Below are 23630 nucleotides of genomic sequence, written 5' to 3'. Positions count from 1 at the left end.
CCACACTTTAGCCGAACTCCGTTGCTTTTTCACAGCAATTGGAAAACTGTGCGGCGCGCTCACCTTAAGAATCGGCGACAGTATCGCGGACCGCGATCGCGGGTGGGAGTAATCGGTATTCGAACAGGACAGACGAAATGAAGAAATTTGTCGTGGCAGGACTGGTTGGTCTTGTGGCCCTTTCGGGTCTCGGACCAGCGGCAAATGCCATGCCACTTTCCGGGCTCTTCGCCCGCGTGACCCATGCCGATGCCGCTAGCAAACATGACTTGCCGGTGGTGAAGGTGCAGTCGGCCGACCTCGGACGGATCGGCCAACTCGAGGAACAGATCCGCTCACTCAACGGGCGTATCGAGGAAATGAGCTTCCAGTTGCTGCAGATGCAGGAACAGATTCGGAAGTTCCAGGAGGACAACGAGTTCCGCTTCCAGGACCTCGAAAACGGCAAGTCCTCTTCGAAGAAGAGCGGCGCACTCGAAACGCCGAGTTCCAGTGATCAGGCGTCCGTCACCCCCGGGGTGACGGATAGCCAGCCACCGGTGGCACCTCCCACCGCCGGCAACGACATGGCGGCAACGGGCGCCAATCCGGGAGCCACGGGCGCCGCACCGCCGACGACGTTGGGGCAGATCATTTTCGACGAGAACGGCAATCCGGTGTCGGCGACCGCCGATGCCCAGCCGGGCGCCAACGCCACGCTTCCCGGCGTCGGGACGGGAACGGCAGACGGCGGCGATGCGGGCCTCAACGGCAATCCCGGCAGCGAGCAGCAAACCGCCTCTCTCGACAATCCTGGCGATCTCTACCAATCCGCCTACGGACACGTGCTTTCGGGCGACTATGGCTTGGCCGAGCAGGAATTCCGCGATTACCTTGATACCTTTCCCAACGGCGACAAGGCGGCCGACGCCAGTTTCTGGATGGGCGAGGCCCAATATTCGCAAGGCAAATACAGCGACGCAGCGAAGACCTTCCTGAACGCGCATCAATCCCACGGGAAATCGCCCAAGGCGCCCGAGATGCTGCTGAAGCTCGGCATGTCGCTCGGTGCACTAGACAACAAGGAAACTGCCTGCGCGACGCTGCGCGAGGTGAACAAGCGCTACCCGAAGGCTTCGCCCGCGGTGAAGGCAAAGGTGTCGAGCGAGCAGAGCCGCTTTGGCTGCTGAGGCCCACCCACGTGCCTGAAGCCGTCATTGCCACGGCCAGATATTTTCTCCGCGCCTTCATCGAGCCTTGCCGGATTCTTGTGGCCGTCTCTGGAGGCAGCGACTCCAAGGGACTTCTTCTCGCCCTCCATTCCGCAATCGGCGACAAAGATCGCGAAGGTTTCTCGCTCGTCGCCTGCACGATCGATCACGGCTTGAGACCGGAATCCGCAGATGAGGCAGCAGCGGTGGCGGCGTTCTGTGCCGAACTCGGCGTTCCTCATCTTGCCTGCCGCTGGGAAGGCGACAAACCGCGAACCGGGATTCAGGCGGCTGCGCGCCACAAACGCTATGAACTGCTGGCGGACGCTGCCGCCGCGCTTGGCGCCGACTGCATTGCGACCGGACATACGCTGGATGACCAGCACGAGACGATCGTGATGCGCGGTGCGCGTGGCGAAGGGGAGGGGGCGGGCAGCGCCGGCATGGCGAGCACCATGCTTTACGGGCGCCGGATCTGGGTGTTGCGACCATTCCTGGGCCTGCGGCGTGCCGACATACGGGCATTCCTGACCGCGCGGGATGTCACGTGGTTCGACGATCCGAGCAATGCCAATCCCCTGTTCGAGCGTGTTCGCGTGCGCTCCGAGCTCGCATACTCGGAGGAGGCGCCGGTCGCACGGTGGAGCGCTGCACAAAGGGCCGCGTCGTCGGCGCGGGCAGCCGCCCTGATCGAAAGCCATGTCCGGGTTCACGAGACCGTCGCGGCAGAAATCGCGGCCGCGCAGGCGGGAAACATGGGCGACGCCGACTGGCGCCGCGCGCTTCTGTCCGTCGCTGCCGTACTCGGCGGCCGCAATCATTTGCCGGTGCATGCGACGATCGAGCGCATATCCGCCTTTCTGCAAGCGGGCATGCCGGGGCGGATGACGGCGGGGGGCGTCGTATACGACAGGCGTCCAAGCGGTCTCTACCTCTACCGTGAGGCGCGCAACCTTTCCGCCCTTGTCATCGAACCGGGCGAGACGAAGCCGTGGGACGGGCGCTTCAACGTAACGAATGGCGAACGCAGCCCGTTGATGGTGACTGCCAAGGGACAGGATGGTCAATGGGAACAGAGGCTTATTGACGCAGGCCTGCCACCCGGCGTCGCCAAACGGGCCTCCCGAGCTGCGCCACATATTGCTCCAGCGGGCGCCAATGTCGCTGGCACGAGCCCGATTCAGGCGAAGGTGGAATGTCGCATCGGTCTCTACGACGCCTTTTTGCCCGGTTTTGACCGGATCATGGCAGATGCGGTCGCGATGCTGTTTGGGCGCGGACGATATCCCGCTCCGCCGGTTCACGATGTTTTTGACAGAAATGGAGAGGTAGCTGGCAGTTTGCCTTGGCAAGGCGACACCAGAACCTTATGTTAGGGAACAAGACTGTAGCTCGGCGAAATGCGCGAGTTGCGACAGGTTCCGGGGAGTTCGATGAACCCTAATTTTCGAAATTTTGCCCTTTGGGCAATCATAGCGCTTCTCCTGATTGCGCTATTCAGCATGTTCCAGCAGCCGACCGAGCGCGCCGGTTCTCGTGAAATTCCATTCTCGCAGTTTCTGAAGGATGTCGACGCCAGCCGCGTCAAGGAAGTCGTGATCACCGGCTCGAAGGTGATCGGCAGCTATTCCGAGAGCGGCGCCACCTTCCAGACCTACGCGCCCGCCGTCGATACGGCCTTGACCGAACGGCTGGAAGCAAAGGACGTCACCGTCACCGTCCGTCCGGAAACGGATGGATCCTCGGGTTTCCTGAGCTATATCGGCACGCTGCTGCCGATGCTGCTGATCCTCGGCGTCTGGCTGTTCTTCATGCGGCAGATGCAAGGTGGCTCCCGTGGGGCGATGGGCTTTGGCAAGTCCAAGGCCAAGCTCCTGACCGAAGCGCACGGCCGCGTCACCTTTGACGATGTTGCCGGCGTCGACGAGGCCAAGCAGGATCTCGAGGAAATCGTCGAATTCCTGCGCGACCCGCAGAAGTTCCAGCGTCTTGGCGGGCGCATCCCGCGCGGCGTGCTGCTGGTCGGCCCTCCTGGCACCGGTAAGACGCTGCTTGCCCGCTCGGTCGCCGGCGAAGCGAACGTGCCTTTCTTCACGATCTCCGGCTCGGATTTCGTCGAGATGTTCGTCGGTGTCGGTGCATCGCGTGTCCGCGACATGTTCGAGCAGGCGAAGAAGAACGCTCCCTGCATCATCTTCATCGATGAGATCGATGCTGTCGGCCGCCATCGCGGTGCCGGCCTCGGCGGCGGCAATGACGAACGCGAGCAGACGCTGAACCAGCTGCTCGTCGAAATGGACGGCTTCGAAGCCAATGAAGGCATCATCCTGATTGCCGCGACCAACCGTCCCGACGTACTCGATCCGGCGCTGCTGCGTCCGGGCCGCTTCGACCGCCAGGTCGTCGTGCCGAACCCGGACATCAACGGTCGCGAACGGATCCTCAAGGTGCATGTCCGCAATGTGCCGCTGGCGCCGAATGTCGACCTCAAGGTCCTGGCGCGCGGCACTCCGGGCTTCTCCGGCGCCGATCTCATGAATCTCGTCAACGAGGCTGCGCTGATGGCGGCGCGGCGCAACAAGCGCCTTGTCACCATGCAGGAGTTCGAGGACGCCAAGGACAAGATCATGATGGGTGCGGAGCGCCGCTCTTCCGCCATGACCGAGGCCGAGAAGAAGTTGACCGCCTATCACGAAGCGGGCCATGCCATCGTCGCTCTGAACGTTCCCTCCGCCGATCCGCTGCACAAGGCGACGATCATCCCGCGCGGCCGTGCGCTCGGCATGGTGATGCAGTTGCCCGAAGGTGACCGCTACTCGATGAGCTACAAGTGGATGATCTCGCGTCTTGCCATCATGATGGGTGGCCGCGTTGCCGAGGAACTGACCTTCGGCAAGGAGAACATCACTTCCGGCGCGTCCTCCGACATCGAGCAGGCGACGAAGCTTGCGCGTGCGATGGTGACGCAATGGGGCTTCTCCGATCAGCTCGGCCAGGTCGCCTATGGCGAGAACCAGCAGGAGGTCTTCCTCGGCCACTCCGTGGCGCAGCAGAAGAACGTTTCGGAAGCGACGGCACAGAAAATCGACAACGAAATCCGCCGCCTGATCGACGATGCCTACGAAACGGCGCGCCACCTGCTGACCGAGAAGAACCACGAATTCGTGGCGCTTGCGGAAGGCCTGCTGGAATACGAAACCCTGACCGGGGACGAAATCAAGGCGCTCATCCGCGGTGAGAAACCCGCACGCGACCTCGGAGACGATACGCCTCCGCATCGTGGTTCGGCCGTTCCCTCAGCCGGTACGAAGAAGGAAGCCGGTGCCAAGGGCGAGGAGCCGGAAGGCGGCTTCGAACCGCAACCGCAATAGCACCGTCGGAAAAACGATAAATCGGAGGCCGCCGCGCCGAAAGGAGCGGCGGTTTTTTTGTTGGGTATTTTCTTCGAGCGCATCTTTCGCGCAGTTGGTAACGCGCTGTAATGATTTCTGATGATAGGATTGCTGCAGTTTGCTGCGGTTTTATGCCAAAGATGATTCAACCATGCCTGACCTCTGCGGTGGACGCGAGCAGGCTGCAGCGATAACGAGCCGCGCGAGCGTCAAGCCCTTTATACGAGGTCCGGCGATATGAAATCCAGTCGCGGAACACGCGGACAGACGCGGCCGACAAAGAAGATCCTGCCGAAGCAGGACAATGGAGTTTTTATGAAGCGCAAATATTTCGGGACTGACGGCATTCGCGGGCAGTCCAACATTTTCCCGATGACGCCGGATCTCGCCATGCGTGTCGGCATTGCCGTCGGGACGATCTTCCGCAACGGCGCGCACCGTCATCGCGTCGTGATCGGCAAAGACACGCGCCTTTCCGGCTATATGCTCGAAAATGCAATGGTCGCCGGCTTCACCGCGGCTGGCCTCGACGTTTTCCTGCTCGGACCGATCCCGACGCCAGGTGTCGCCATGCTCACGCGTTCGTTGCGCGCCGACATCGGCGTGATGATCTCAGCCTCGCATAATCCTTTCCGCGACAACGGCATCAAGCTCTTCGGACCGGATGGTTACAAGCTTTCCGACGATATCGAGGAGAAGATCGAGGAGCTCATCGACCAGGATATGTCCGCACAGCTTGCCAAGCCCGAAGATATCGGCCGGGCCAAGCGCGTCGATGGCGACATCTACCGCTATATCGAACAGGCGAAGCGGACCCTGCCGCGCGACGTCACGCTGAAGGGACTGCGGATCGCCATCGACTGCGCGAACGGCGCCGCCTACAAGGTTGCCCCGTCCGCGCTTTGGGAGCTCGGCGCCGAAGTGGTGACGATCGGGACGGAGCCGAATGGCGTCAACATCAATCTCGAATGCGGGTCGACGCATCCAGCCGCTTTGTCGAAAAAGGTTCACGAAGTCAGGGCCGATATCGGCATCGCACTCGACGGGGATGCGGACCGGGTCCTGATCATCGATGAAAACGGCACTGTCGTCGATGGCGACCAGCTCATGGCCGTCATCGCTGACAGCTGGGCTGCCGATGGTATGCTGAAGGGTGGCGCCATAGCCGCGACGGTGATGTCGAATCTCGGCCTCGAGCGCTACCTGAAGGAGCGGGGCATCGGACTGCACCGCACCAAGGTCGGCGACCGCTACGTCGTCGAGCAGATGCGCCAGGATGGCCTGAACGTCGGCGGCGAACAGTCCGGCCATATCGTGCTCTCCGATTTCGGGACGACCGGTGACGGTCTGGTGGCTGCGCTGCAGATTCTCGCCGTCGTCAAGCGGCAAGGCAAATCGGTCAGCGAAGTGTGCCACCGCTTTGAGCCCGTACCGCAGATTCTGAAGAATGTTCGCGTATCCGCGGGCAAACCGCTCGAGCATCCGACCGTGCAGCAGGCAATCGCCGACGCCGAGGCGGGACTTGCCAAGAATGGGCGCCTGCTGATCCGTCCGTCCGGAACCGAGCCACTGATCCGCGTCATGGCGGAAGGTGACGATCGTAGCCAGGTCGAGCGTATCGTCGACGAACTGGTCAACGTGATCGGCAGCGTTCGCAGCGCCGCCTGACCATCAAAGTGCGACAGCGAACTTTGCGCGTCTGAAATGACGCGCGGCGCTGTAGGACCATGATTGCTTTTGAGGCCGGCATCGATCGCCGGCCTTTTTTGTTGCTGCGTCGGCCCGTCGAATACGGCGAGCATGAGCAATTGTTAATAAACAGAGTAAATTTCTATGCTTAATTCGATATTAACCGCGGCGTGCCACTTTTGACGCAACAAGAGTTGCAGTATCCGGCCGAGGCAACGCGGCGCGGGTCAGAATATTCGCGGAGCTATTATGAAAACACCTTTGATTGCATTTGTTGCCGCAATATTGAGCGGCGCCCCGGTTTTGGCTGCCGACCTTTATGTCGAAGATCCTGCACCGGTTATAGTGCCCAGCGGCTGGTATCTGCGCGGCCATCTGGGCATGAGCAACCAGAAACTCGGTCAAATGAAGCATGAGCTCATGGATGTCGTGGAACTCCACGAATTCCTCGACGAAGGCGAGTTCGACAGCGCGCCGCTCGCCGGCGTCGGTATCGGTTATCAATTCAATGACTGGCTGCGCCTGGACGGTATCGTCGAATACCGCGGCAAGGCGGATTTTGCGGCGCTCGACCGGTACGGCCACAGCGGCCCGACCGGTCCGATCTGGGATGGCACGAACGACTATGACGGCGCCAAATCGGAGTGGCTTTTGATGGCCAACGCCTATGTCGACATCGGCGAGTGGTACGGCATTAAGCCCTACGTAGGCGCCGGCATCGGTGCCTCGCGAAACAGGATCTCGGGTTTCCGTGACATCAACGTGCCGAACCTCGGCGTTGCCTATGCCGACGACGACCCGACCTGGAACTTTGCCTGGGCAGTGCATGCCGGCGTCGCCTATCAGGCGACCGAACGCTTGGCGCTCGATCTCGGCTACAGCTACGTCGATCTCGGCGACGCAAAGACCGGCAATATTCGTACCTACGACGGCTCCACGGTGAACGCCCCGATGCACTTCGAAGACATCACGTCGCATGACTTCAAGCTCGGCATGCGCTACGCCCTGCAATAGTCCGGGCTGCAGAGCGAGACATCGTCCGGGGGCCGCCATGCGGCCCCTTTCACTTCGGGCTCACCTTTCGAGGGACGGCCGCCGTGCCGGATTTCCTTAAATTTTCCGTCAATCAATATGCTTAACCGATGGTTAACTTGTCGCTGCCAATAGTTAACGCCAGCAAGCGGGCCGTCATGGCCGCTGATACGAATACTGACAGGGCGCGGACATGCATTGGCGGAACGGGATTTGCGGCATCGCTTTCAGCGCCGGTTTTCTGCTCTCCGGCATGGTGGAGGCCGCAGACGAGGATTTGCTCGACGCGCCGGAGATTACCATCTCGACGAAAGCGGAGCGCAGCAGCGGTCTCTATTTGCGCGGCGACATCGGTTATGCGCCGTGGCGCGACGAGGGCGATCCCTCGTATCGCACCTTCGACGCCGGAACGAGTACCTACAACAACGTTCCATTCGATAGTGCTCGTTTTGACAAGCCGATCTCAGGGACGATCGGCATCGGCTATCGATTTAACGACGTGGTGCGCGCCGACATAACGGCGGAATATTTCGAGGGCCGGTTCGACGGCTCGTCGCTGTCAGCCACTCCCTGCGCAGGCCAAGGCGTCGGAACGTCGTGCGACTTCTCGCACAGTGCCAATTTTTCCGCGCTCGGGCTCATGGCGAACGGCTATGTCGACCTGGCGACACTTGCCGGCTTCACGCCTTATCTCGGCGCGGGCATCGGCGCCACGAACATCAACTGGAACACCGTCCGCGAGACGGCAACCTGTGTTCCAGGGGGCGGCGCCTGCGCGGGTGGGGCAGGTGGAGCGTCCTATGACGGAGAAGACAGCTGGCGCTTCACCTATGCGCTCATGGCCGGTGTCTCCTACGACATCACAGATCGGCTGAAATTCGATCTCGGCTACCGCTATTCCCATATCGCGGATGGCGACATGTTCGGATTCGGAACCGAGGCGCTTGCCGGCGCCAGTGGCGCCAAGGGCCATGACGACGGCCTTTCGCGCCACGAGATCCGCGCGGGCCTGCGCTTCTCCCTCTGGTAACAATCGTTCGGCGTCTGCACTCTCTGTATCAGAACTTTACCCGGAACGCCGGAAATTTTTCCAAAAGCGACGCAAGTTGCTTGACTTCCTCTCTGACCCGCAATATTCCCGACAGCGGGACACCCCTCCCCAACGAGGGGCTTCTATCTGAGAGGATAGCATTATGACGAAGCCTGCCACGCCGGACGTGCGTCCGGCAAATACCCATTTTTCTTCTGGCCCCTGCGCAAAGCGTCCCGGTTGGACGCTCGAAGCTCTCTCCGATGCCGCGCTCGGTCGATCGCACCGAGCCAAGATCGGCAAGACGAAGCTGAAGCAGGCCATTGATCTTACCCGTGAAATTCTTGAAGTGCCGGCCGACTACCGCATCGGTATCGTGCCTGCTTCCGATACCGGCGCCGTCGAAATGGCGCTGTGGTCGCTGCTCGGCGCCCGTGGCGTCGATATGCTTGCCTGGGAAAGCTTCGGTGCCGGTTGGGTGACCGACGTGGTCAAGCAGCTCAAGCTCGCCGATGTTCGCAAGTTCGAGGCTGCCTATGGCGAATTGCCGGATCTTGCCCAGGTTGATTTCGACCGGGATGTCGTCTTCACCTGGAATGGCACAACCTCCGGCGTGCGTGTGCCGAACGCCGATTTCATTCCGGCGGATCGCAAGGGCCTGACGATCTGCGACGCGACCTCCGCTGCCTTTGCCCAGGATCTCGATTTCGCCAAGCTCGACGTCGTCACCTTCTCCTGGCAGAAGGTTCTGGGCGGAGAGGGCGCGCATGGCGTCCTCATTCTTTCGCCGCGCGCAGTCGAACGGCTGCTGACCTATGCGCCGGCATGGCCGCTGCCGAAGATCTTCCGCCTGACCAGCGGCGGCAAGCTGATAGAGGGCATCTTTGCCGGCGAGACGATCAACACGCCGTCGATGCTCTGCGTCGAAGACTATATCGACGCGCTCCTTTGGGCGAAGTCGGTCGGCGGCCTCAAGGGGCTGATCGCCCGGGCAGACGCCAACGCCGACGCGATCCATCGGTTCGTCGACGCAAATGCCTGGATTGCAAACTTGGCTATCAAGGCGGAAACCCGCTCCAACACCTCGGTCTGCCTCAAGATCGTCGACAAGGACGTATTGGCCCTCGATGCCGACGGCCAGGCCGCTTTCGCGAAGGGCGTCGTTGCCCTGCTCGAAAAGGAAGGTGTGGCCTACGATATCGGCCACTATCGCGACGCCCCCTCCGGTCTGCGGATCTGGGCTGGTGCCACCATCGAGACTTCCGACATGGAGGCGCTGATGCCGTGGCTCACCTGGGCCGTCGAGACCCAGAAGGCGACGCTGTCGCAGGCCGCCGCCTGATCCAAGCGATACGCTTCGCTCGCTGCGAGCGAAGCCAATCCCGCATTCCTTTCAGAACTGATCCTTAAGGAGGCCTCTCATGGCACCTCGCGTTCTCGTATCCGATGAACTGTCGGAAACCGCCGTCCAGATCTTCCGCGACCGCGGCGTTGAAGTGGATTTCCAGCCGAAGCTCGGCAAAGACAAGGAAAAGCTCGCCGAGATCATCGGCAACTACGACGGTCTCGCCATCCGCTCCGCCACCAAGGTGACGGAGAAGCTGATCGCTGCCGCCACCAATCTCAAGGTCGTCGGCCGTGCCGGCATCGGCGTGGATAACGTCGATATCCCGGCTGCTTCGCGCCGCGGTATCATCGTCATGAACACGCCCTTCGGCAACTCGATCACCACGGCCGAGCATGCGGTCGCCCTGATGTTTGCCGTCGCCCGGCAGCTTCCTGCGGCAGACGGTTCCACCCAAGCCGGCAAGTGGGAAAAGTCGAAATTCATGGGCGTCGAGATCACCGGCAAGGTGCTCGGCGTCATCGGTGCCGGCAATATCGGCTCGATCGTCTGCGCCCGCGCCATCGGCCTGAAGATGCACGTCATCGCCTACGATCCGTTCCTGTCGAAGGAGCGCGCCGAGGAGATGGGCGTCGTCAAGGTCGAACTCGACGAACTCTTTGCGCGGGCGGATTTCATCACCCTGCACGTGCCGCTGACCGACAAGACCCGCAACATCATCGACGCAGAAGCAATCGCCAAGATGAAGCCGGGTGTGCGCATCGTCAACTGCGCCCGTGGCGGCCTCGTCGTCGAAAGCGCGCTTGCCGAAGCGTTGAAATCGGGCCATGTCGCCGGTGCCGGCTTCGACGTCTTCGAGGTGGAACCCGCCACCGAAAGCCCGCTGTTCGGTCTGCCGAACGTCGTGTGCACGCCGCACCTCGGCGCTTCCACGACCGAAGCGCAGGAGAACGTGGCGCTGCAGATCGCCGATCAGATGTCGGACTACCTGGTCAACGGCGCTGTCTCGAACGCCATCAACATGCCGTCGATCACGGCGGAGGAAGCGCCGATCCTGAAGCCCTTCATCCGGCTCGCGGACGTCCTCGGCGCCTTCGTCGGCCAGGTCACCGAAAGCGCCATCAAGGAAATCGAAATCCTCTATGACGGTTCCACGGCCGCGATGAACACCAAGGCACTGACGAGCGCCGTCCTCGCCGGCCTGATCCGTCCGCAAGTGGCGGACGTCAACATGGTTTCCGCGCCGGTCATGATCAAGGAAAAGGGCGTCATCCTTTCCGAAGTGAAACGCGACAAGTCCGGCGTCTTCGACGGCTACATCAAGCTGACGGTGACGACGGCGAACCAGACCCGTTCGGTCGCCGGTACGGTCTTCTCCGATGGAAAGCCGCGCTTCATCCAGATCAAGGGCATCAATCTCGATGCCGATGTCGGCAAGCACATGGTCTATCTCACCAACACCGACGTCCCCGGTATGATTGGATTCATCGGTACGACGCTCGGTGACGCCGGCGTCAACATCGCCAACTTCCAGCTCGGCCGCGAGAAGGAAGGCGGCGACGCCATCGCTCTGCTTTATGTCGACGGTCCGGTCTCCGAGACGGTGCTCGACAAGCTGCGTGCCAACGCGGCAATCCGCCAGGCGAAGCAATTGGTGTTCAATATCGATTGATTGGCACCGCTCCATAACTCGGCTTGCTACAGCGCCGCGCCTCGTTCAGATGCGCGGCGCTGTCGCCTTCAATGCTGCACGCCTTCATTCGAGGCGGACGGGGATACCGGCTGCCCCTCGCGTTTTGATCTCATCGGGGCAGCTTCGGGCGGCCACGTTCCGCGATGGCAATGCCGCCAAGCACCAGCAGCAATGCCACGAGATGAAACGGATGAAATGTTTCGCCGACAAGAAGCACGGAAAGCAGTGTTCCGAACACCGGGATGGCGTTGATGAAAAGCCCGGCGCGGTTGGCGCCGATCATTTCCACGCCACGCACGTATAGAACCTGGGACATCAGAGACGGGAAGATCGCAGCGTAGACGACGATTGCCCAGCCGCTGGCATCGGGCACGATGGCGCTGCCGTTCCAGAATTCCCAGATGAGGAGCGGGATGGCGCTCAAGAGTGCCCCGAAGGCCGGGGCGGCGATGAAGCTCTGCCAGTGCATGTTCGGCTTCCAGCGCAGCCCGACCGTATATGCGGCATAGACGATACAGGCGAGAAGCATCAGCGCGTCGCCGAAATTGAACTGCAACTGCAACAGACTGGCGAGGTCGCCGTGCGCGGCTGTAATCAACACGCCGATCAGCGTCACCGTGAAGCCGATGAGCTGCGCGACCGAGGCTTTTGTGCGGAACAGGACGAAGTTGAAGAGGAAGATCAGCATCGGGATGCCGGCCTGCAGGATCACGGCGTTGATGGCGCTCGTATATTTCACCGCCGAATAGAGGAACGCATTGAACATGGTGAAGCCGACGGCGCCGTAGGCCAGCAATTGCAGCCAATGCTCACGGATCTTGTCCCAGTCGCGACGGATCTGCGGCGTCATCAATGCCAGGATGACAGCGAGTGCCACCATCCAGCGTAGCGTCGTCAGCATCATCGGACTGACGTGCCCGACGGCCATCTTGCCCGCGACTGAATTGCCGCCCCAAAAAAGCGAAGTTATTGCGAGATAGAAATAGGCCTTGGCGTTCACGATGCTGCGATCCATGTGGGACGGGAATGAGTGCCGGAGAGGCGAGAGAGCAGCAGAGATATAGGCGCTAAATCCGTCGGTTGTCATGCGAAAAAGGGCTTCGAGCGGGGCACAACGGGGTCGCTTTCCGCAAGACAACACAGTATAGATGCGCGGGTTTCAGAATGGCGCAATCCCTTGTGCGCGTGCGAACAGGAAGAAAATTATGACGAATGTCGTGGTGGTCGGATCCCAATGGGGCGACGAAGGCAAAGGCAAGATCGTGGACTGGCTTTCGGAGCGCGCGGACATCGTCGTGCGGTTCCAGGGCGGCCACAATGCCGGCCACACCCTGGTGATCGACGGCGTCAGCTACAAACTGTCGCTGCTTCCCTCCGGCGTCGTCCGCCCCGGTAAGCTCGCGGTCATCGGCAACGGCGTCGTGATCGATCCCCATGCGCTGATCGCGGAGATCGACAAGCTTGCCAACCAAGGCGTGAAGGTCACCCCGGACAACCTGCGTATCGCCGACAACGCGACGCTCATCCTGTCGCTGCACCGGGAGCTCGACGGCTTCCGCGAGGATGCCGCCTCGAACAGCGGCACCAAGATCGGCACGACGCGCCGCGGCATCGGCCCGGCTTACGAGGACAAGGTCGGCCGCCGCGCCATTCGCGTCATGGATCTTGCCGATCTGGACACGCTGCCGGCAAAGGTCGACCGACTGCTGACGCATCACAATGCGCTGCGCCGCGGGCTCGGCGAAGCGGAGATCAGCCATCAGGCGATCATGAATGAACTCTCTTCGGTCGCGGCGCGCGTGCTGCCGTTCATGGATACGGTCTGGCTGCTCCTCGACAAGCATCGGCGCAAAGGCGCGCGTATCCTCTTCGAAGGCGCTCAGGGCACACTGCTCGACATCGACCACGGCACGTATCCCTTCGTCACCTCGTCCAACACGGTTGCCGGCCAGGCCGCTGCCGGTTCCGGCATGGGGCCAGGGTCGCTCGGCTACATTCTCGGCATCACCAAGGCCTATACGACACGTGTCGGCGAAGGACCGTTTCCGACGGAGCTTAACGACCAGATTGGCCAGTTCCTCGGTGAACGCGGCCATGAATTCGGGACCGTCACCGGGCGCAAGCGCCGCTGCGGATGGTTCGACGCCGCGCTCGTGCGTCAGTCCGTCGCCGCAAACGGAATCACGGGCATTGCGCTCACGAAGCTTGATGTGCTTGACGGTCTCGACGAGTTGAAGATTTGCGTCGGTTATACTCTGGACGGACGAGAGATCGACCATCTTCCAGCAAGTCAGGCGCAGCAAGCTTCGGTAAAGCCCGTCTACATTACGCTTGAAGGCTGGAAGGAATCGACGGTTGGCGCCCGTAGTTGGGCCGATCTTCCGGCGCAAGCGATCAAGTATGTTCGCCAGGTCGAGGAACTGATCGGCGCGCCGGTCGCACTTCTTTCGACGAGCCCGGAACGCGATGACACAATACTTGTGACGGACCCTTTTGAGGACTAGTGTCGGCGCGACGACAGTGGCGTCGGTGATTGCAGGCGCATGCCTGGGAGTATGAGAAAGTTCTGATGGCGGATTTTGTTGCAGTTATTCGCAGGACCGTTGACGGCCTGTCGGAAAACACACCGGAAATGCGGGGCAGGGTTTACGAGAAGGCGCGTAGTGCCGTGCGCCGGCAACTCGAAAACATGAGCCCACGGCCATCAGACGACATGATCAATCGCCAGCTTAACAAGCTGGAACAGGCAATCGGCGAAGTCGAAAGCGAACATGCGGAAGCCCTCCCTGCGGTCGAGGAAACCGACGCGGTCGAGCCGCCGTTAGCCGAAACGCCGACGGGGCAGGAGCCGCCTGCCCCGAGCGAGCCGGAGCCTGTGGCGAGCGTTGCTGACGAGCCGGAAGAAGCGCCGTCGGAAGAACAGACCGAGGAACCTGCAAGCGAGGAGCCGGAAGTCGCCGAACCTGTGTCGCCGCCGGCGGTTAGCGCCGAAGCGGGCGACGAGGGGCAGCACGCCGCGTCGATCGACGAGGAGGCGGCACTCGAACCGGTTGCCGCCTATGACGACGACACCCCGTCCGAACCGCCTGAGGAAGTGCCGTCCGAAGAACCGGTGGACGAAGCAGCGGCACGACAGGCCGCTCCGACCGACGAACGACCGGCCGACCATGAATTCGAAGCCGAGCAGGCGCCGCCGGTTGACGATGCGGGACAGCCCGAATCGCGCGCTGATTTCCGCGATGAGCAGGTCGAGGCTGAGCCCGATCATGGCGAGCCGGTACGGTCCGAATCTCTCCCGAGCGAGGAGGATACGGAGGCGAAATCCGCCGCATCGGAATGGGCTCTGCCGGAATGGAACGATACGGCTTCGACGACAAAAGCGCCCGAGGCGGCCGGGGATGCGTCTTCGGCGGCGCCAGAGCGGCTGGGCATCCACCCGGTGGAACCGGAAACGGACGAGCCCGAACAGCAGCATCCCGGCGACGCCGAGCCGTCGCGCTCTTGGTCATTCGACGAAAACGATCCTTTCGCGCCTGCAACGGAGAGCAAGAAGGATAAGGCTGCCGAAGCCGACATTTCCGAATGGTCGTGGCCGGTGGAAAAGGCGCCTGTGCCCGCGAGCCAGGAGGAGCGCGCCAGCACCGCCTGGGACCACATCGACGACCTGCTTGGCTTTGGCGACAACGCCGGGGCAGGGGCGGCTGCGAACGGAGCGGCAACTGCTGCCAAGGAGAATGGCGGTGAGCCTCCGGTTTCCGCGCCGGCTCGTCCATCCTACCGCGCAACACCCAAGCCCTCCCGCTTCAATTTCAAGCGGCTGGCAATCGGCGCCGTCGTTGCGCTTCTTCTCGGCGGCGGCGGTTATGCCTATTGGCAGAACCGCGAGGCGGGCAACGCCTGGCTTTCGGGGCTGATCGCGAAGATCATGCCCGCGGCGCCGGAGGACACCGGAACACCGGACGGCCAGAACGCGCCTGCCGGCCAGCCCAGCCAACCAGACAGGCAGCCTGCTACGCCTGGCGAAACGGCGCAGCCCGAGGACAGTTCGACAAAGCTTACCCAGCGGCTGCTTGCCGATGGGTCGGAAGTGGATGAGGGTCCAGCAGGCGCGAGCGACACGGAAGTCTCGCAGGAGGGCAAGTCAGTCGCTCCTCAGACGGAGGCCGGACAGCCGCAAAGTGGTGGTGCCGAACCACAGCAGACGGCAGGGGCAGAAGTTCCCGCGGCGCCGAACCAGGACGCCGGGCAAGCGCCTCAGGCGGAGATCTCCGTTGCCGACGGGGAGAAGATGTTCCTTTACGAGGAGCGGCTCGGCCAGTCCTCCCCGACGGCGATCCCCGGTACCGTCGCCTGGTCGATCAAGGATGAGTCGCCGGGCGGAGACGCGAAGCCCGAGCCCACGATCCAGGCGCAGATCACGGTACCCGACCGGGGGTTGACCGCGCTGATGACGATCAAGCGCAATGCCGACCCGTCGCTGCCGGCGAGCCACGTAGTCGAATTTGTGTTCTCGCTTCCAGAGAACTTCGAGGGCGGCAGCATTGACGGTGTCCAGCGCGTTTCGATGAAGCGCACGGAGCAGGACCGTGGCGATCCGCTGATCGCCGTGCCCGCGAAGATCACCGACGATTTCCACATGATTGCGCTCAACGACTTCGCCGAAGCTGTCAGCAACAATATGGAACTGCTGCGCAGCCGCAGCTGGATCGACATTCCGATCACCTACCGGAACGGGCGCCGTGCCTTGCTGACGCTGGAGAAGGGGGCTGCCGGCGTCGAAGCCTTCAACAAGGCGATGCAGGCGTGGGGCGCGCTCGGCAACACGGCCGCAAGCAGCCAGTAGCCGGGGACGAGATGGCGATACAAAAAATCCCGGCCGGGGGAGCCCCGGCCGGGATTTTTGCTTGTTCCCATGTGGCGGCTTCCTGCGTCGCTGGGAAGCCGAGCCCTTACGCGCCTTCGACGACGCGCAAGGCGTTCGAGCGTTCGAGCGCTGCCTTGCGGACCGCGTCCTGAACCTTCTCGAAAGCGCGGACTTCGATCTGCCGGACGCGCTCCCGGCTGATGTCGAACTCGGACGAGAGATCCTCAAGCGTTACCGGATCCTCGGCGAGGCGACGGGCCTCGAAGATGCGGCGCTCGCGATCGTTCAGAACCTTCATCGCGCTGGCGAGCAAGGCCCTGCGGCTATCGAGTTCGTCCTGCTCGATTAGGATCTCTTCCTGATTGTCATGGTCGTCGACAAGCCAGTCCTGCCACTGCCCGGAGTCGCCTTCGCTGGCCTTTATCGGCGCGTTCAGCGAGGCATCGCCCGACAGGCGACGGTTCATCGAAACGACCTCGTCCTCGCTGACCTTTAGGGTCGTCGCGATTTCCTTCACCTGCTCGGGCTTGAGGTCTCCCTCGTCGAGTGCCTGAATGCGGCCCTTCAGCCGCCGCAGGTTGAAGAACAGCCGCTTCTGATTGGCGGTCGTACCCATTTTGACGAGGGACCAGGAGCGCAGGATGTATTCCTGGATGGCCGCCTTGATCCACCACATCGCGTAGGTCGCCAGCCGGAAGCCGCGATCGGGTTCGAATTTTTTGACGGCCTGCATCAGACCGACATTGCCTTCCGACACGACTTCGCCGATCGGCAGGCCATAGCCGCGATAGCCCATCGCAATCTTTGCGACGAGGCGAAGATGGCTTGTCACCAGCTTGTGCGCGGCACTGCGGTCGTCATGCTCCTGATACCGCTTGGCGAGCATGTATTCTTCCTGCGGTTCGAGCATCGGAAATTTGCGGATTTCGTCGAGATAACGGTTGAGACCGCCCTCTCCGGCGGTAATGGTCGGCAAAGTACTGCGGGCCATGAAGCACCCCCTTTTTGCGTCTCCGGCCTCCGGGACGGCAGACCGGGCATGTGGGTCTTCGTCAAGACCCCACGAAGCTAAAAGATAAGTACGGCGAAAGCATGATTCAAGGACTCCGGTTTCACGCCACCGTGAGACCGGGGAAGGGAATGTTGCGAATTGAAGCTTCTATAAGATTGGAATCCGCAATGGCGAATTCAAGGCCTACTGCATGCAGCAATTGCGCGTCTGATAAGACGCGCGGCGTTTTAGGATCACTCTTCAGCCCGCAGAGCAGCGACCAGGACTTCCATATCCGCGGGCATCGGCGCCTCGAAATGCATCGTCTCGCCCGTGGTCGGGTGCTCGAATTGCAGCATGAAGGCGTGCAGCGCCTGCCGGTGAAAGCGGTTGACCACGGCTTTTGCCGGTGCCGGCAGTAGATTGGCTTTGGTCCGAAAGGCTGCACCATATTCAGGATCGCCGATCAGCGGATGGCCGATATGGGCCATATGGACGCGAATCTGGTGCGTGCGGCCGGTTTCGAGGTGGCACACTACGGTCGAGGCGAGGCAGGTGCCATCCGGCTTTTCGAGGTAACGCTCGACGACTTCATAATGGGTGATGGCCTCGCGCGCGTCGTCGCTCTCCTCGCGTTTGACGGCTCGCTTCGTCCGGTCTACGGCCCGCCCCAGCGGAGCGTTGATGGTGCCCTTCAACTGACGGGGACGTCCCCAGACCACTGCCTGATAGGCGCGCTCGAGCGGTCCGGTGCGCCCGTGGTCGGCAAACTGGTCCGAAAGATGGCGGTGGGCGGCATCGTTCTTCGCCACGACCATGACGCCGCTGGTTTCCTTGTCGAGCCGATGAACGATACCTGGTCGCCTGACACCGCCGATGCCGGAAAGGCTGTCGCCGCAATGGTGGATGAGCGCGTTGACGAGGGTGCCCGTCCAATTGCCGGCACCCGGATGCACGACCAGGCCGGCCGGTTTCACGAGAACAATCAGGTCGTCGTCCTCGTAAAGCACGTCAAGGGCGATCTCTTCGCCCTTCGGTTCGGGATCCTCGGGCTCAGGCAAGGCAATCTCGAACACGTCGCCAGGATGCACCTTTCTTTTCGGCTCGATGATTGTCGAGCCGTTGATCGAAACGGCGCCCTGTTCGATCAGGCTTTTGATGCGATTGCGGGAAAACTCGCCCGAAAGCGCGGCCGTGAGGAAGGCGTCCAGCCTTCCGGCCGCGCTCTCGTCCGCCTTCAGGACTTTCCTATTGTCGGCCGCTTGTTTAAAGGGATCGTTCATTCCGTTTCAATTCCGATAGAAAGCCAGCCATGACTGCAATCGAGCCCGATGAACAGGAAGAAAAGCCGCTTGATCCCGCGATGGAGAATGTCCGTCGCAAGATGGTGCGCCTACAGCTCGTCTCGGCCGGCGTGATGCTCGTCATGCTTATGGCTGTCCTTGGGACGATTGTCTACAAGGTCACCCGTCCGAATGGTAGCGCGGAGGCGGCGCCGATCGCGGTGAGCGTGCCGAGCGACGCGCCGGTGAGCGCGATCGCCGCACTGCCGGCCGGATTTTCGGTGAGCAATGTCGCGCTCTCCGGTTCGCAGGTGCTTTTCTTCGGCAGTCTCCCGGGTGCCGAGCCGCGTGCGATCGTGTTCGACATTCCCGCGGGCCGCATCGTCGCCGACATCACCGTCAGGACCAATTGACGATTCGCCATGACGCAGCCCTCCCTCGCCCGTATCGATGATCCGTCCGATGCCCGCATCGCCGCGTTCGTCGCGATCAAGGAGCGAGATCTGACGGGGCGGCAGGGCCGTTTCATCGCCGAAGGCACGGTCGTGCTCCGCATGCTGGCTGCCGCTCACCGCGCTGGACGCGGCATCGTTGCCGAAGCGATCCTGCTGCTCGAGAGCCGTGTTGCCGGCTTGACGGGGCTGCTTGCGGAATTTCCGGCCGACATTCCCGTCTATGTGGCGGATGCTCGGGTCTTCGACGCAATCGCCGGCTTCAACATGCATCGCGGCGTCCTGGCGCTCGGGCGGCGCGACGCGATGCCGGACGCGGACGCGCTGATCGCGGGACTTCCGGCGGAGTGCCTAGTTCTCGCCGCCTGCGGGATATCGAACCACGACAACATGGGCTCGTTGTTTCGCAATGCGGCCGCCTTCGGCGTCGATGCCGTGTTCATGGACGCCGCGAGCTGCGATCCGTTGTATCGCAAGGCAATCCGGGTCTCGGTCGGATCGGTACTGACGATGCCTTTCGCACGCGAGGGGATGGCATCCTCGCTGATCGAACGACTTCAAGTCGCGGGTTTCGCGATCTGGGGGCTGTCGCCGCGCGGCACAGTCGACATCAACGATATCCCGCCTGCGCCGCGCACGGCGCTCCTCGTCGGCACCGAGGGCGAAGGGCTACCGGAGGCTATCCTGTCTGCGATCCAGACAGCGCGCGTCCGCCAGCGGCCGGGCCTCGACAGTCTGAACGTCGCCATGGCTGCCGGCATAGCGCTGCATCAGGTTGCACTGATCAACAAGCGCCTCTGACGCTTGCGCTTTCTATCGTCCGAAACATGCGGACGACGTGAGGCATAGTCTTCAAAAAGGAAAAACGATCGACAGCGCGCTCATTCCGGAGGCAGGTATTCCTTGGCGCGGCTTGCGAGGCTCTTGCGGGTCGGCGTTGCGCTCGTCTCCTCCCCGGCAAGAAGGCTGCGGATCGGTGACGCCTTGCCTTCGCTTGCCGCCGTCAGAGCGATCATGCCCGCGGCAATATCGGCGATCTCCTGCCGCAGCGCCTCGTCATGCGCGGCGGATTTGGTGTTTAGCAGGCGCTCCGAAAGTGCCGTAGCGCGATTGCGCAGGTCTTCGGACAGCATAGTCGTGTCGGGGCCTGGTGCTGCCGTAGGCGTCGCTTTTGTACGGGGCTCGGCGATCTCTCCATTCACGGCGTCCGGGACGGCGGGCTTTTGCTCCGCGCGTTTCGGCATGGTCAGACCAGCCGCGCGAAGTGCCTTGGCCGCTTCACGCATCTCATGATTCAGCTCTTTCACGCGCGCCTTCAGTTTTTCGATTTCGTCCGCGCGCCGCGTCAGCGCGTTCTCGCGGTCCGCGTGGGTGGCGGTTTCGCGCGCGACGGTGGTTTCAAGCTGGCGTATCCGGGTCTCGTTCCGACCGAGCCGCAGTTCCATTTCCCGTGCCCGGGCATTCTCGGCCTTGAGCTCGCCGCGAAGCGCCTCGCGCTCGTCGCGCAGCGTGGCGACCCGGCTCTTCAGATGCTCGATCTCGGTTTCGCGGGCGGCGAGATCTATCCGGAGATTGTCGATATCCGCCGCATGTTTCTCCATCTGGCCGTTGAGCTTGCGAATCGTATCGTCCTTGGCGCCGTTGTACTTTTTCGAGGTTTCAAAGGTCGACTTCATCCGCTCGATGCGTTGTTCGAGTTGGCGGATCGTGGAGCGCATGTCGGCGGCCTCGACGTTCATGTCGGCGAGTTGAGCCTGCAGGTCGGCCTTCTCGCCGGCAAGTTTGCGCGCCTCCCGCAGGGTATTTTCGTTTTGCAGCATCAGCGTGACGCTCTTGTCGCGCTCGCGGCGTAGCGCCTGCTGGGCCTTGGCATTTTCGGCAGCATAGGCGGCGCGGGCGGCATCCTTCTGCGCGCGTACCTCCTGGGGGCTCAGAGGCATAGTCGCCTTCAGCCGATCCTCCGCAAAGCGCACGATGCGTCTTTGAATGGCAGGGGCGGCCATGAGGCCGATGACAATCGCCGTCAGGAAGCCCAGGGAAAAGAGGAGCGCAAATTCAATCACGAGCTAGCCGTTTCAATCTGGATCGGATGCGCTGCCCGCCGCGGAAGCCAGGCGCCATCTCGGTGCTTCCACCGCAGTAAACATGATGCCCTGAATGCTGCAAGTGCCAGAACAGCAAAGCGCGTCTTTTCAGACGCGCTTAATCTCTGGCGAGACGGGGAGATGGGGCATTTTTGCAGCGGCCGGGTAAGCGGCTTTGCTGGAACACGCCGCCGCTTGAAGTACCCTCAGAAAGGATTCCACGTCGGCTGCTGCGTCAGCTTGAGATAGCCGACGTTAAGACCGAGTCTCGCGCCGATGCCGGTGCGGATCGGCACGACAACAACGTGGTCGTCGGTCAATACCGTCATGCCGACGCCGGCGACGACATAGGCAGAACCGGAGACGCCGCCGAAGCGCTTGTAGAGCGCCGGAACGCTGGGCAGATTGTAGACGAGCATCATGGCGCGGCTCCCTTGGCCGCCCCAATCGAGCCCGAGAGAGGGACCCTGCCAGAAGACCGTGTGTTGGCCCACGTTCTTCGTATAGAGTTCGCCTTCGCCATAGGTGAGGCCGGCGATGAAGGCGCCGGAGCCTTCCTGCCCGAGGATGTAGCCATTCGGCAAGCCGTAGCGCTCAAAGGCGCGTTCGACGACCTTGGCAAGTCCGCCCGAGGTTTCGCCGAAGAAGCCGTGGCCAGCGTCCACGATTTCCTGCATCGTATACTGGCTGTTCGGGGACTGGGCGTGGGCGGCAGACATGGTGCCGGCTATCAGCATCATCGTCAGGATAGCGCGAACAACCATCGTGGTTGCCTTCATGAACGGCTGCATCGTTTCCTCCGTCAGGCACGAAAGTGACCTGCGCCGGCTGTCATGGCCGGCATTTGCATCGGTTGCGCGTCCGGCGCGGGTCTGGTCCAATTCCAGGGGCGGGCGCGGAAAAGTGTGAAAACTGGTTCCGGCCGCGCATCCTCCAGCGATTCAGGCTGAATTCGGGATGCTCCAGCAATTTGAACCGATCATCTTAACAATCGGTTTACCAAATGTGATGTCATTATGGCCTATTGATTACCGGCCGCGCCCGCGCGATTCATGGCCCATGCCATGGTCGTGCGGCAGCTTTGGTTGCGGGGCAAGAACGCGCGGCGGTGGCGCCGGCAGACGGATAGCGAACAAGGAAGAATGATGGCAAAGAATCCGAACCTGACACTGACGGGACCCGATCTGGCCGCACTGCTCTGCAGCCGGGTTTGCCATGACATCATCTCGCCAGTCGGCGCCATCAATAACGGCCTTGAACTCCTGGACGAGGGAGGGGCTGATGCCGATGCGATGGATCTGATCCGCACCAGCGCGCTCAACGCTTCCGTCCGCCTCAAGTTTGCGCGCCTTGCCTTCGGCGCCTCCGGTTCGGTCGGCGCGTCGATCGATACGGGCGAAGCCGAAAAGGCGGCCAAGGATTTCGCCGCGGCGGAAAAGAAGACTGAGGTCAACTGGAACGGCCCGCGCGCGATCATCGCCAAGAACCGCGTCAAGCTTCTCCTCAATCTCTTCCTGGTCGCCTACGGCTCCATCCCGCGCGGCGGCTCGATCGATATCACGCTTGAAAAGCCCGAATTCGACGCGACCTTCACGCTCGTGGCCAAGGGGCGAATGATGCGGGTGCCGCCGAAGCTCGTGGAACTGCTCTCCGGCACCCCGGAAGAGGCCGTCGACGCGCACTCGATCCAGCCCTATTACACCGTCCTGTTGGGCGAGGAGGCCGGAATGACGATCGACGTCGTTTCGACCGGCGAGGCGATCGTGTTCACCGCCAAGGCCGAGGCCTAGAGCATCCCGCTTTAGGTGGATTCACCGAAAGCGGATAAGATGCTCTAGAATCAAAGTACTAGAGCATCCTTTGTGCGTTCATTTGAACGCCCGGCGCTCAAGAGTATCCCTCTTTCATCGAAACGGCCCGCATCCGAACCCTCCGAAACGTAAGTCTGCCGGAGGGTTTTTCGTGTGCGGTCTTGGCGTTGCGCTCGCCTCTGCGCGATTAAGAAGCGTTGATGGATCGGCGCCAAGCCGAAAGGAAGTATTAAGCAATCGTCGTAACGGTTTCTTTGCCAAATCTGTATAGGCTTTGTTTCTTGGATGCGGGTGCGCGTGCAAGTAGGCGTGAAGGAGTTTGGACATGCGGCGCTTGATGATTGCTGACGGCTCGGATGTTGTCAGGAAGGTTGGGAAACGCATCCTCTCGGGCATGGGATTTCTGGTTTTGGAGGCACCAAGCAGCCTTGATGCGCTGGTGCGCTGCGAAGCCGAGTTGCCGAACATCCTGATCGTCGATGCCGCGCTGGACGGCGCGCTCGATCTGATCGCCAATATCCGGCACCTGCCGAACGGCACGTCGGTTCGCATCTATTATTGCGTTGTCGAGGCGGACCTGAGGAAGATGATGGCGGGCAAACGTGCCGGCGCCGACGACTTCCTGCTGAAGCCCTTTGACCGTAAGATCCTGACGAGTGTCTTCGCCAGCCAGTCGATGGCCGCCTGACGAGCGTTGAGAGCCTCGTTAGATCATTGGTGAAATAAACCAGTTGTTTGAAACACGGCCGCGGCAATGCTGCGGCCTTTTTTTGC

At 61.9% G+C, this 23630-nt stretch carries 19 protein-coding genes; 14 read left to right on the top strand and 5 right to left on the bottom strand.

The annotated features are described in order from the left end of the window. The first annotated feature begins 137 nt into the window (after window positions 1-137). From ybgF to serA, 8 genes are all read left to right on the top strand, one after another. Window positions 138-1169, top strand: coding sequence for a tol-pal system protein YbgF (gene ybgF / locus QN219_RS10735; RefSeq protein WP_283999643.1), 1032 nt, complete (start codon window positions 138-140; stop codon window positions 1167-1169). A gap of 11 nt (window positions 1170-1180) precedes the next feature. Then, window positions 1181-2566, top strand: coding sequence for a tRNA lysidine(34) synthetase TilS (gene tilS / locus QN219_RS10730; protein ID WP_283999642.1), 1386 nt, complete (start codon window positions 1181-1183; stop codon window positions 2564-2566). 57 nt (window positions 2567-2623) lie between these two features. Next, window positions 2624-4561, top strand: a complete 1938-nt coding sequence (gene ftsH / locus QN219_RS10725) for an ATP-dependent zinc metalloprotease FtsH (RefSeq protein ID WP_283999641.1) — start codon at window positions 2624-2626, stop codon at window positions 4559-4561. Window positions 4562-4897: 336 nt separating this feature from the next. Further along, complete coding sequence (glmM, locus tag QN219_RS10720; protein WP_283999640.1) at window positions 4898-6250, top strand: phosphoglucosamine mutase; 1353 nt, start codon at window positions 4898-4900, stop codon at window positions 6248-6250. Between the two features lie 270 nt (window positions 6251-6520). Continuing rightward, window positions 6521-7285, top strand: a complete 765-nt coding sequence (locus tag QN219_RS10715; RefSeq protein WP_283999639.1) for a porin family protein — start codon at window positions 6521-6523, stop codon at window positions 7283-7285. 211 nt (window positions 7286-7496) lie between these two features. Continuing rightward, on the top strand, window positions 7497-8333 hold the full coding sequence (locus QN219_RS10710; RefSeq protein WP_405052125.1) for an outer membrane protein: 837 nt from the start codon (window positions 7497-7499) through the stop codon (window positions 8331-8333). A 163-nt stretch (window positions 8334-8496) separates the two neighbouring features. After that, the gene (locus tag QN219_RS10705) at window positions 8497-9675 is read left to right on the top strand and encodes a phosphoserine transaminase (RefSeq protein ID WP_283999638.1); all 1179 of its coding nucleotides are present in this window, start codon (window positions 8497-8499) and stop codon (window positions 9673-9675) included. Between the two features lie 79 nt (window positions 9676-9754). Continuing rightward, window positions 9755-11350, top strand: coding sequence for a phosphoglycerate dehydrogenase (serA, locus tag QN219_RS10700; RefSeq protein WP_283999637.1), 1596 nt, complete (start codon window positions 9755-9757; stop codon window positions 11348-11350). 130 nt (window positions 11351-11480) lie between these two features. On the opposite strand, the gene QN219_RS10695 is transcribed toward serA, so the two are convergent. Beyond that, window positions 11481-12371 carry a DMT family transporter gene (locus tag QN219_RS10695; protein ID WP_283999636.1) on the bottom strand — a complete coding sequence of 297 codons (891 nt, stop codon included), beginning with the start codon at window positions 12369-12371 and terminating at the stop codon, window positions 11481-11483. A gap of 205 nt (window positions 12372-12576) precedes the next feature. Between QN219_RS10695 and QN219_RS10690 the strand changes: the two genes are divergently transcribed. Continuing rightward, entirely contained in the window at window positions 12577-13875 is a 1299-nt protein-coding gene (locus tag QN219_RS10690; protein ID WP_283999635.1) for an adenylosuccinate synthase, read from the top strand. Window positions 13876-13940: 65 nt separating this feature from the next. Beyond that, a complete protein-coding gene (locus tag QN219_RS10685) occupies window positions 13941-16214 on the top strand; it encodes a hypothetical protein (RefSeq protein WP_283999634.1) in 2274 nt (757 codons plus the stop codon). Window positions 16215-16320: 106 nt separating this feature from the next. Here the strand turns inward: QN219_RS10685 and rpoH are convergent, their stop codons facing one another. Beyond that, window positions 16321-17226: an RNA polymerase sigma factor RpoH gene (gene rpoH, locus QN219_RS10680; protein WP_283999633.1), complete on the bottom strand. Its 906-nt coding sequence runs from the start codon at window positions 17224-17226 to the stop codon at window positions 16321-16323. A 254-nt stretch (window positions 17227-17480) separates the two neighbouring features. Beyond that, entirely contained in the window at window positions 17481-18509 is a 1029-nt protein-coding gene (locus QN219_RS10675) for an RluA family pseudouridine synthase (RefSeq protein ID WP_283999632.1), read from the bottom strand. A gap of 29 nt (window positions 18510-18538) precedes the next feature. Here QN219_RS10675 and QN219_RS10670 point away from each other — a divergent pair, with 29 nt between their 5' ends. Then, a complete protein-coding gene (locus QN219_RS10670) occupies window positions 18539-18922 on the top strand; it encodes a hypothetical protein (RefSeq protein WP_283999630.1) in 384 nt (127 codons plus the stop codon). A 9-nt stretch (window positions 18923-18931) separates the two neighbouring features. Continuing rightward, the gene (locus tag QN219_RS10665; protein WP_283999629.1) at window positions 18932-19762 is read left to right on the top strand and encodes an RNA methyltransferase; all 831 of its coding nucleotides are present in this window, start codon (window positions 18932-18934) and stop codon (window positions 19760-19762) included. Between the two features lie 80 nt (window positions 19763-19842). Here the strand turns inward: QN219_RS10665 and QN219_RS10660 are convergent, their stop codons facing one another. Next, window positions 19843-21024 carry a hypothetical protein gene (locus QN219_RS10660; protein WP_283999628.1) on the bottom strand — a complete coding sequence of 394 codons (1182 nt, stop codon included), beginning with the start codon at window positions 21022-21024 and terminating at the stop codon, window positions 19843-19845. A 227-nt stretch (window positions 21025-21251) separates the two neighbouring features. Continuing rightward, on the bottom strand, window positions 21252-21836 hold the full coding sequence (locus QN219_RS10655) for a DUF1134 domain-containing protein (RefSeq protein WP_283999626.1): 585 nt from the start codon (window positions 21834-21836) through the stop codon (window positions 21252-21254). 354 nt (window positions 21837-22190) lie between these two features. Here QN219_RS10655 and chpT point away from each other — a divergent pair, with 354 nt between their 5' ends. Together chpT and QN219_RS10645 are read left to right on the top strand one after the other, a co-directional pair. Further along, window positions 22191-22835 carry a histidine phosphotransferase ChpT gene (chpT, locus tag QN219_RS10650; RefSeq protein ID WP_173509218.1) on the top strand — a complete coding sequence of 215 codons (645 nt, stop codon included), beginning with the start codon at window positions 22191-22193 and terminating at the stop codon, window positions 22833-22835. Window positions 22836-23181: 346 nt separating this feature from the next. Then, window positions 23182-23544 carry a PleD family two-component system response regulator gene (locus QN219_RS10645; protein ID WP_283999625.1) on the top strand — a complete coding sequence of 121 codons (363 nt, stop codon included), beginning with the start codon at window positions 23182-23184 and terminating at the stop codon, window positions 23542-23544. The last annotated feature ends 86 nt before the right edge of the window (window positions 23545-23630 follow it).

It is taken from the genome of Sinorhizobium sp. 8-89 (genome assembly GCF_030124325.1).
Lineage (GTDB): Bacteria > Pseudomonadota > Alphaproteobacteria > Rhizobiales > Rhizobiaceae > Sinorhizobium.
The sequence above is the reverse complement of the archived record's forward strand: the minus strand, read 5'-3'. Positions and strand labels throughout refer to the sequence as shown.

What these genes read in the sequence shown, in the direction of transcription:
- ybgF (WP_283999643.1), top strand. Translation starts at nt 138, where the DNA reads ATGAAGAAATTTGTCGTGGCAGGACTGGTTGGTCTTGTGGCCCTTTCG.
- ftsH (WP_283999641.1), top strand. Translation starts at nt 2,624, where the DNA reads ATGAACCCTAATTTTCGAAATTTTGCCCTTTGGGCAATCATAGCGCTT.
- glmM (WP_283999640.1), top strand. Translation starts at nt 4,898, where the DNA reads ATGAAGCGCAAATATTTCGGGACTGACGGCATTCGCGGGCAGTCCAAC.
- QN219_RS10715 (WP_283999639.1), top strand. Translation starts at nt 6,521, where the DNA reads ATGAAAACACCTTTGATTGCATTTGTTGCCGCAATATTGAGCGGCGCC.
- QN219_RS10710 (WP_405052125.1), top strand. Translation starts at nt 7,497, where the DNA reads ATGCATTGGCGGAACGGGATTTGCGGCATCGCTTTCAGCGCCGGTTTT.
- QN219_RS10705 (WP_283999638.1), top strand. Translation starts at nt 8,497, where the DNA reads ATGACGAAGCCTGCCACGCCGGACGTGCGTCCGGCAAATACCCATTTT.
- serA (WP_283999637.1), top strand. Translation starts at nt 9,755, where the DNA reads ATGGCACCTCGCGTTCTCGTATCCGATGAACTGTCGGAAACCGCCGTC.
- QN219_RS10690 (WP_283999635.1), top strand. Translation starts at nt 12,577, where the DNA reads ATGACGAATGTCGTGGTGGTCGGATCCCAATGGGGCGACGAAGGCAAA.
- QN219_RS10685 (WP_283999634.1), top strand. Translation starts at nt 13,941, where the DNA reads ATGGCGGATTTTGTTGCAGTTATTCGCAGGACCGTTGACGGCCTGTCG.
- rpoH (WP_283999633.1), bottom strand. Translation starts at nt 17,226, where the DNA reads ATGGCCCGCAGTACTTTGCCGACCATTACCGCCGGAGAGGGCGGTCTC.
- QN219_RS10675 (WP_283999632.1), bottom strand. Translation starts at nt 18,509, where the DNA reads ATGAACGATCCCTTTAAACAAGCGGCCGACAATAGGAAAGTCCTGAAG.
- QN219_RS10670 (WP_283999630.1), top strand. Translation starts at nt 18,539, where the DNA reads ATGACTGCAATCGAGCCCGATGAACAGGAAGAAAAGCCGCTTGATCCC.
- QN219_RS10665 (WP_283999629.1), top strand. Translation starts at nt 18,932, where the DNA reads ATGACGCAGCCCTCCCTCGCCCGTATCGATGATCCGTCCGATGCCCGC.
- QN219_RS10655 (WP_283999626.1), bottom strand. Translation starts at nt 21,836, where the DNA reads ATGCAGCCGTTCATGAAGGCAACCACGATGGTTGTTCGCGCTATCCTG.
- chpT (WP_173509218.1), top strand. Translation starts at nt 22,191, where the DNA reads ATGGCAAAGAATCCGAACCTGACACTGACGGGACCCGATCTGGCCGCA.
- QN219_RS10645 (WP_283999625.1), top strand. Translation starts at nt 23,182, where the DNA reads ATGCGGCGCTTGATGATTGCTGACGGCTCGGATGTTGTCAGGAAGGTT.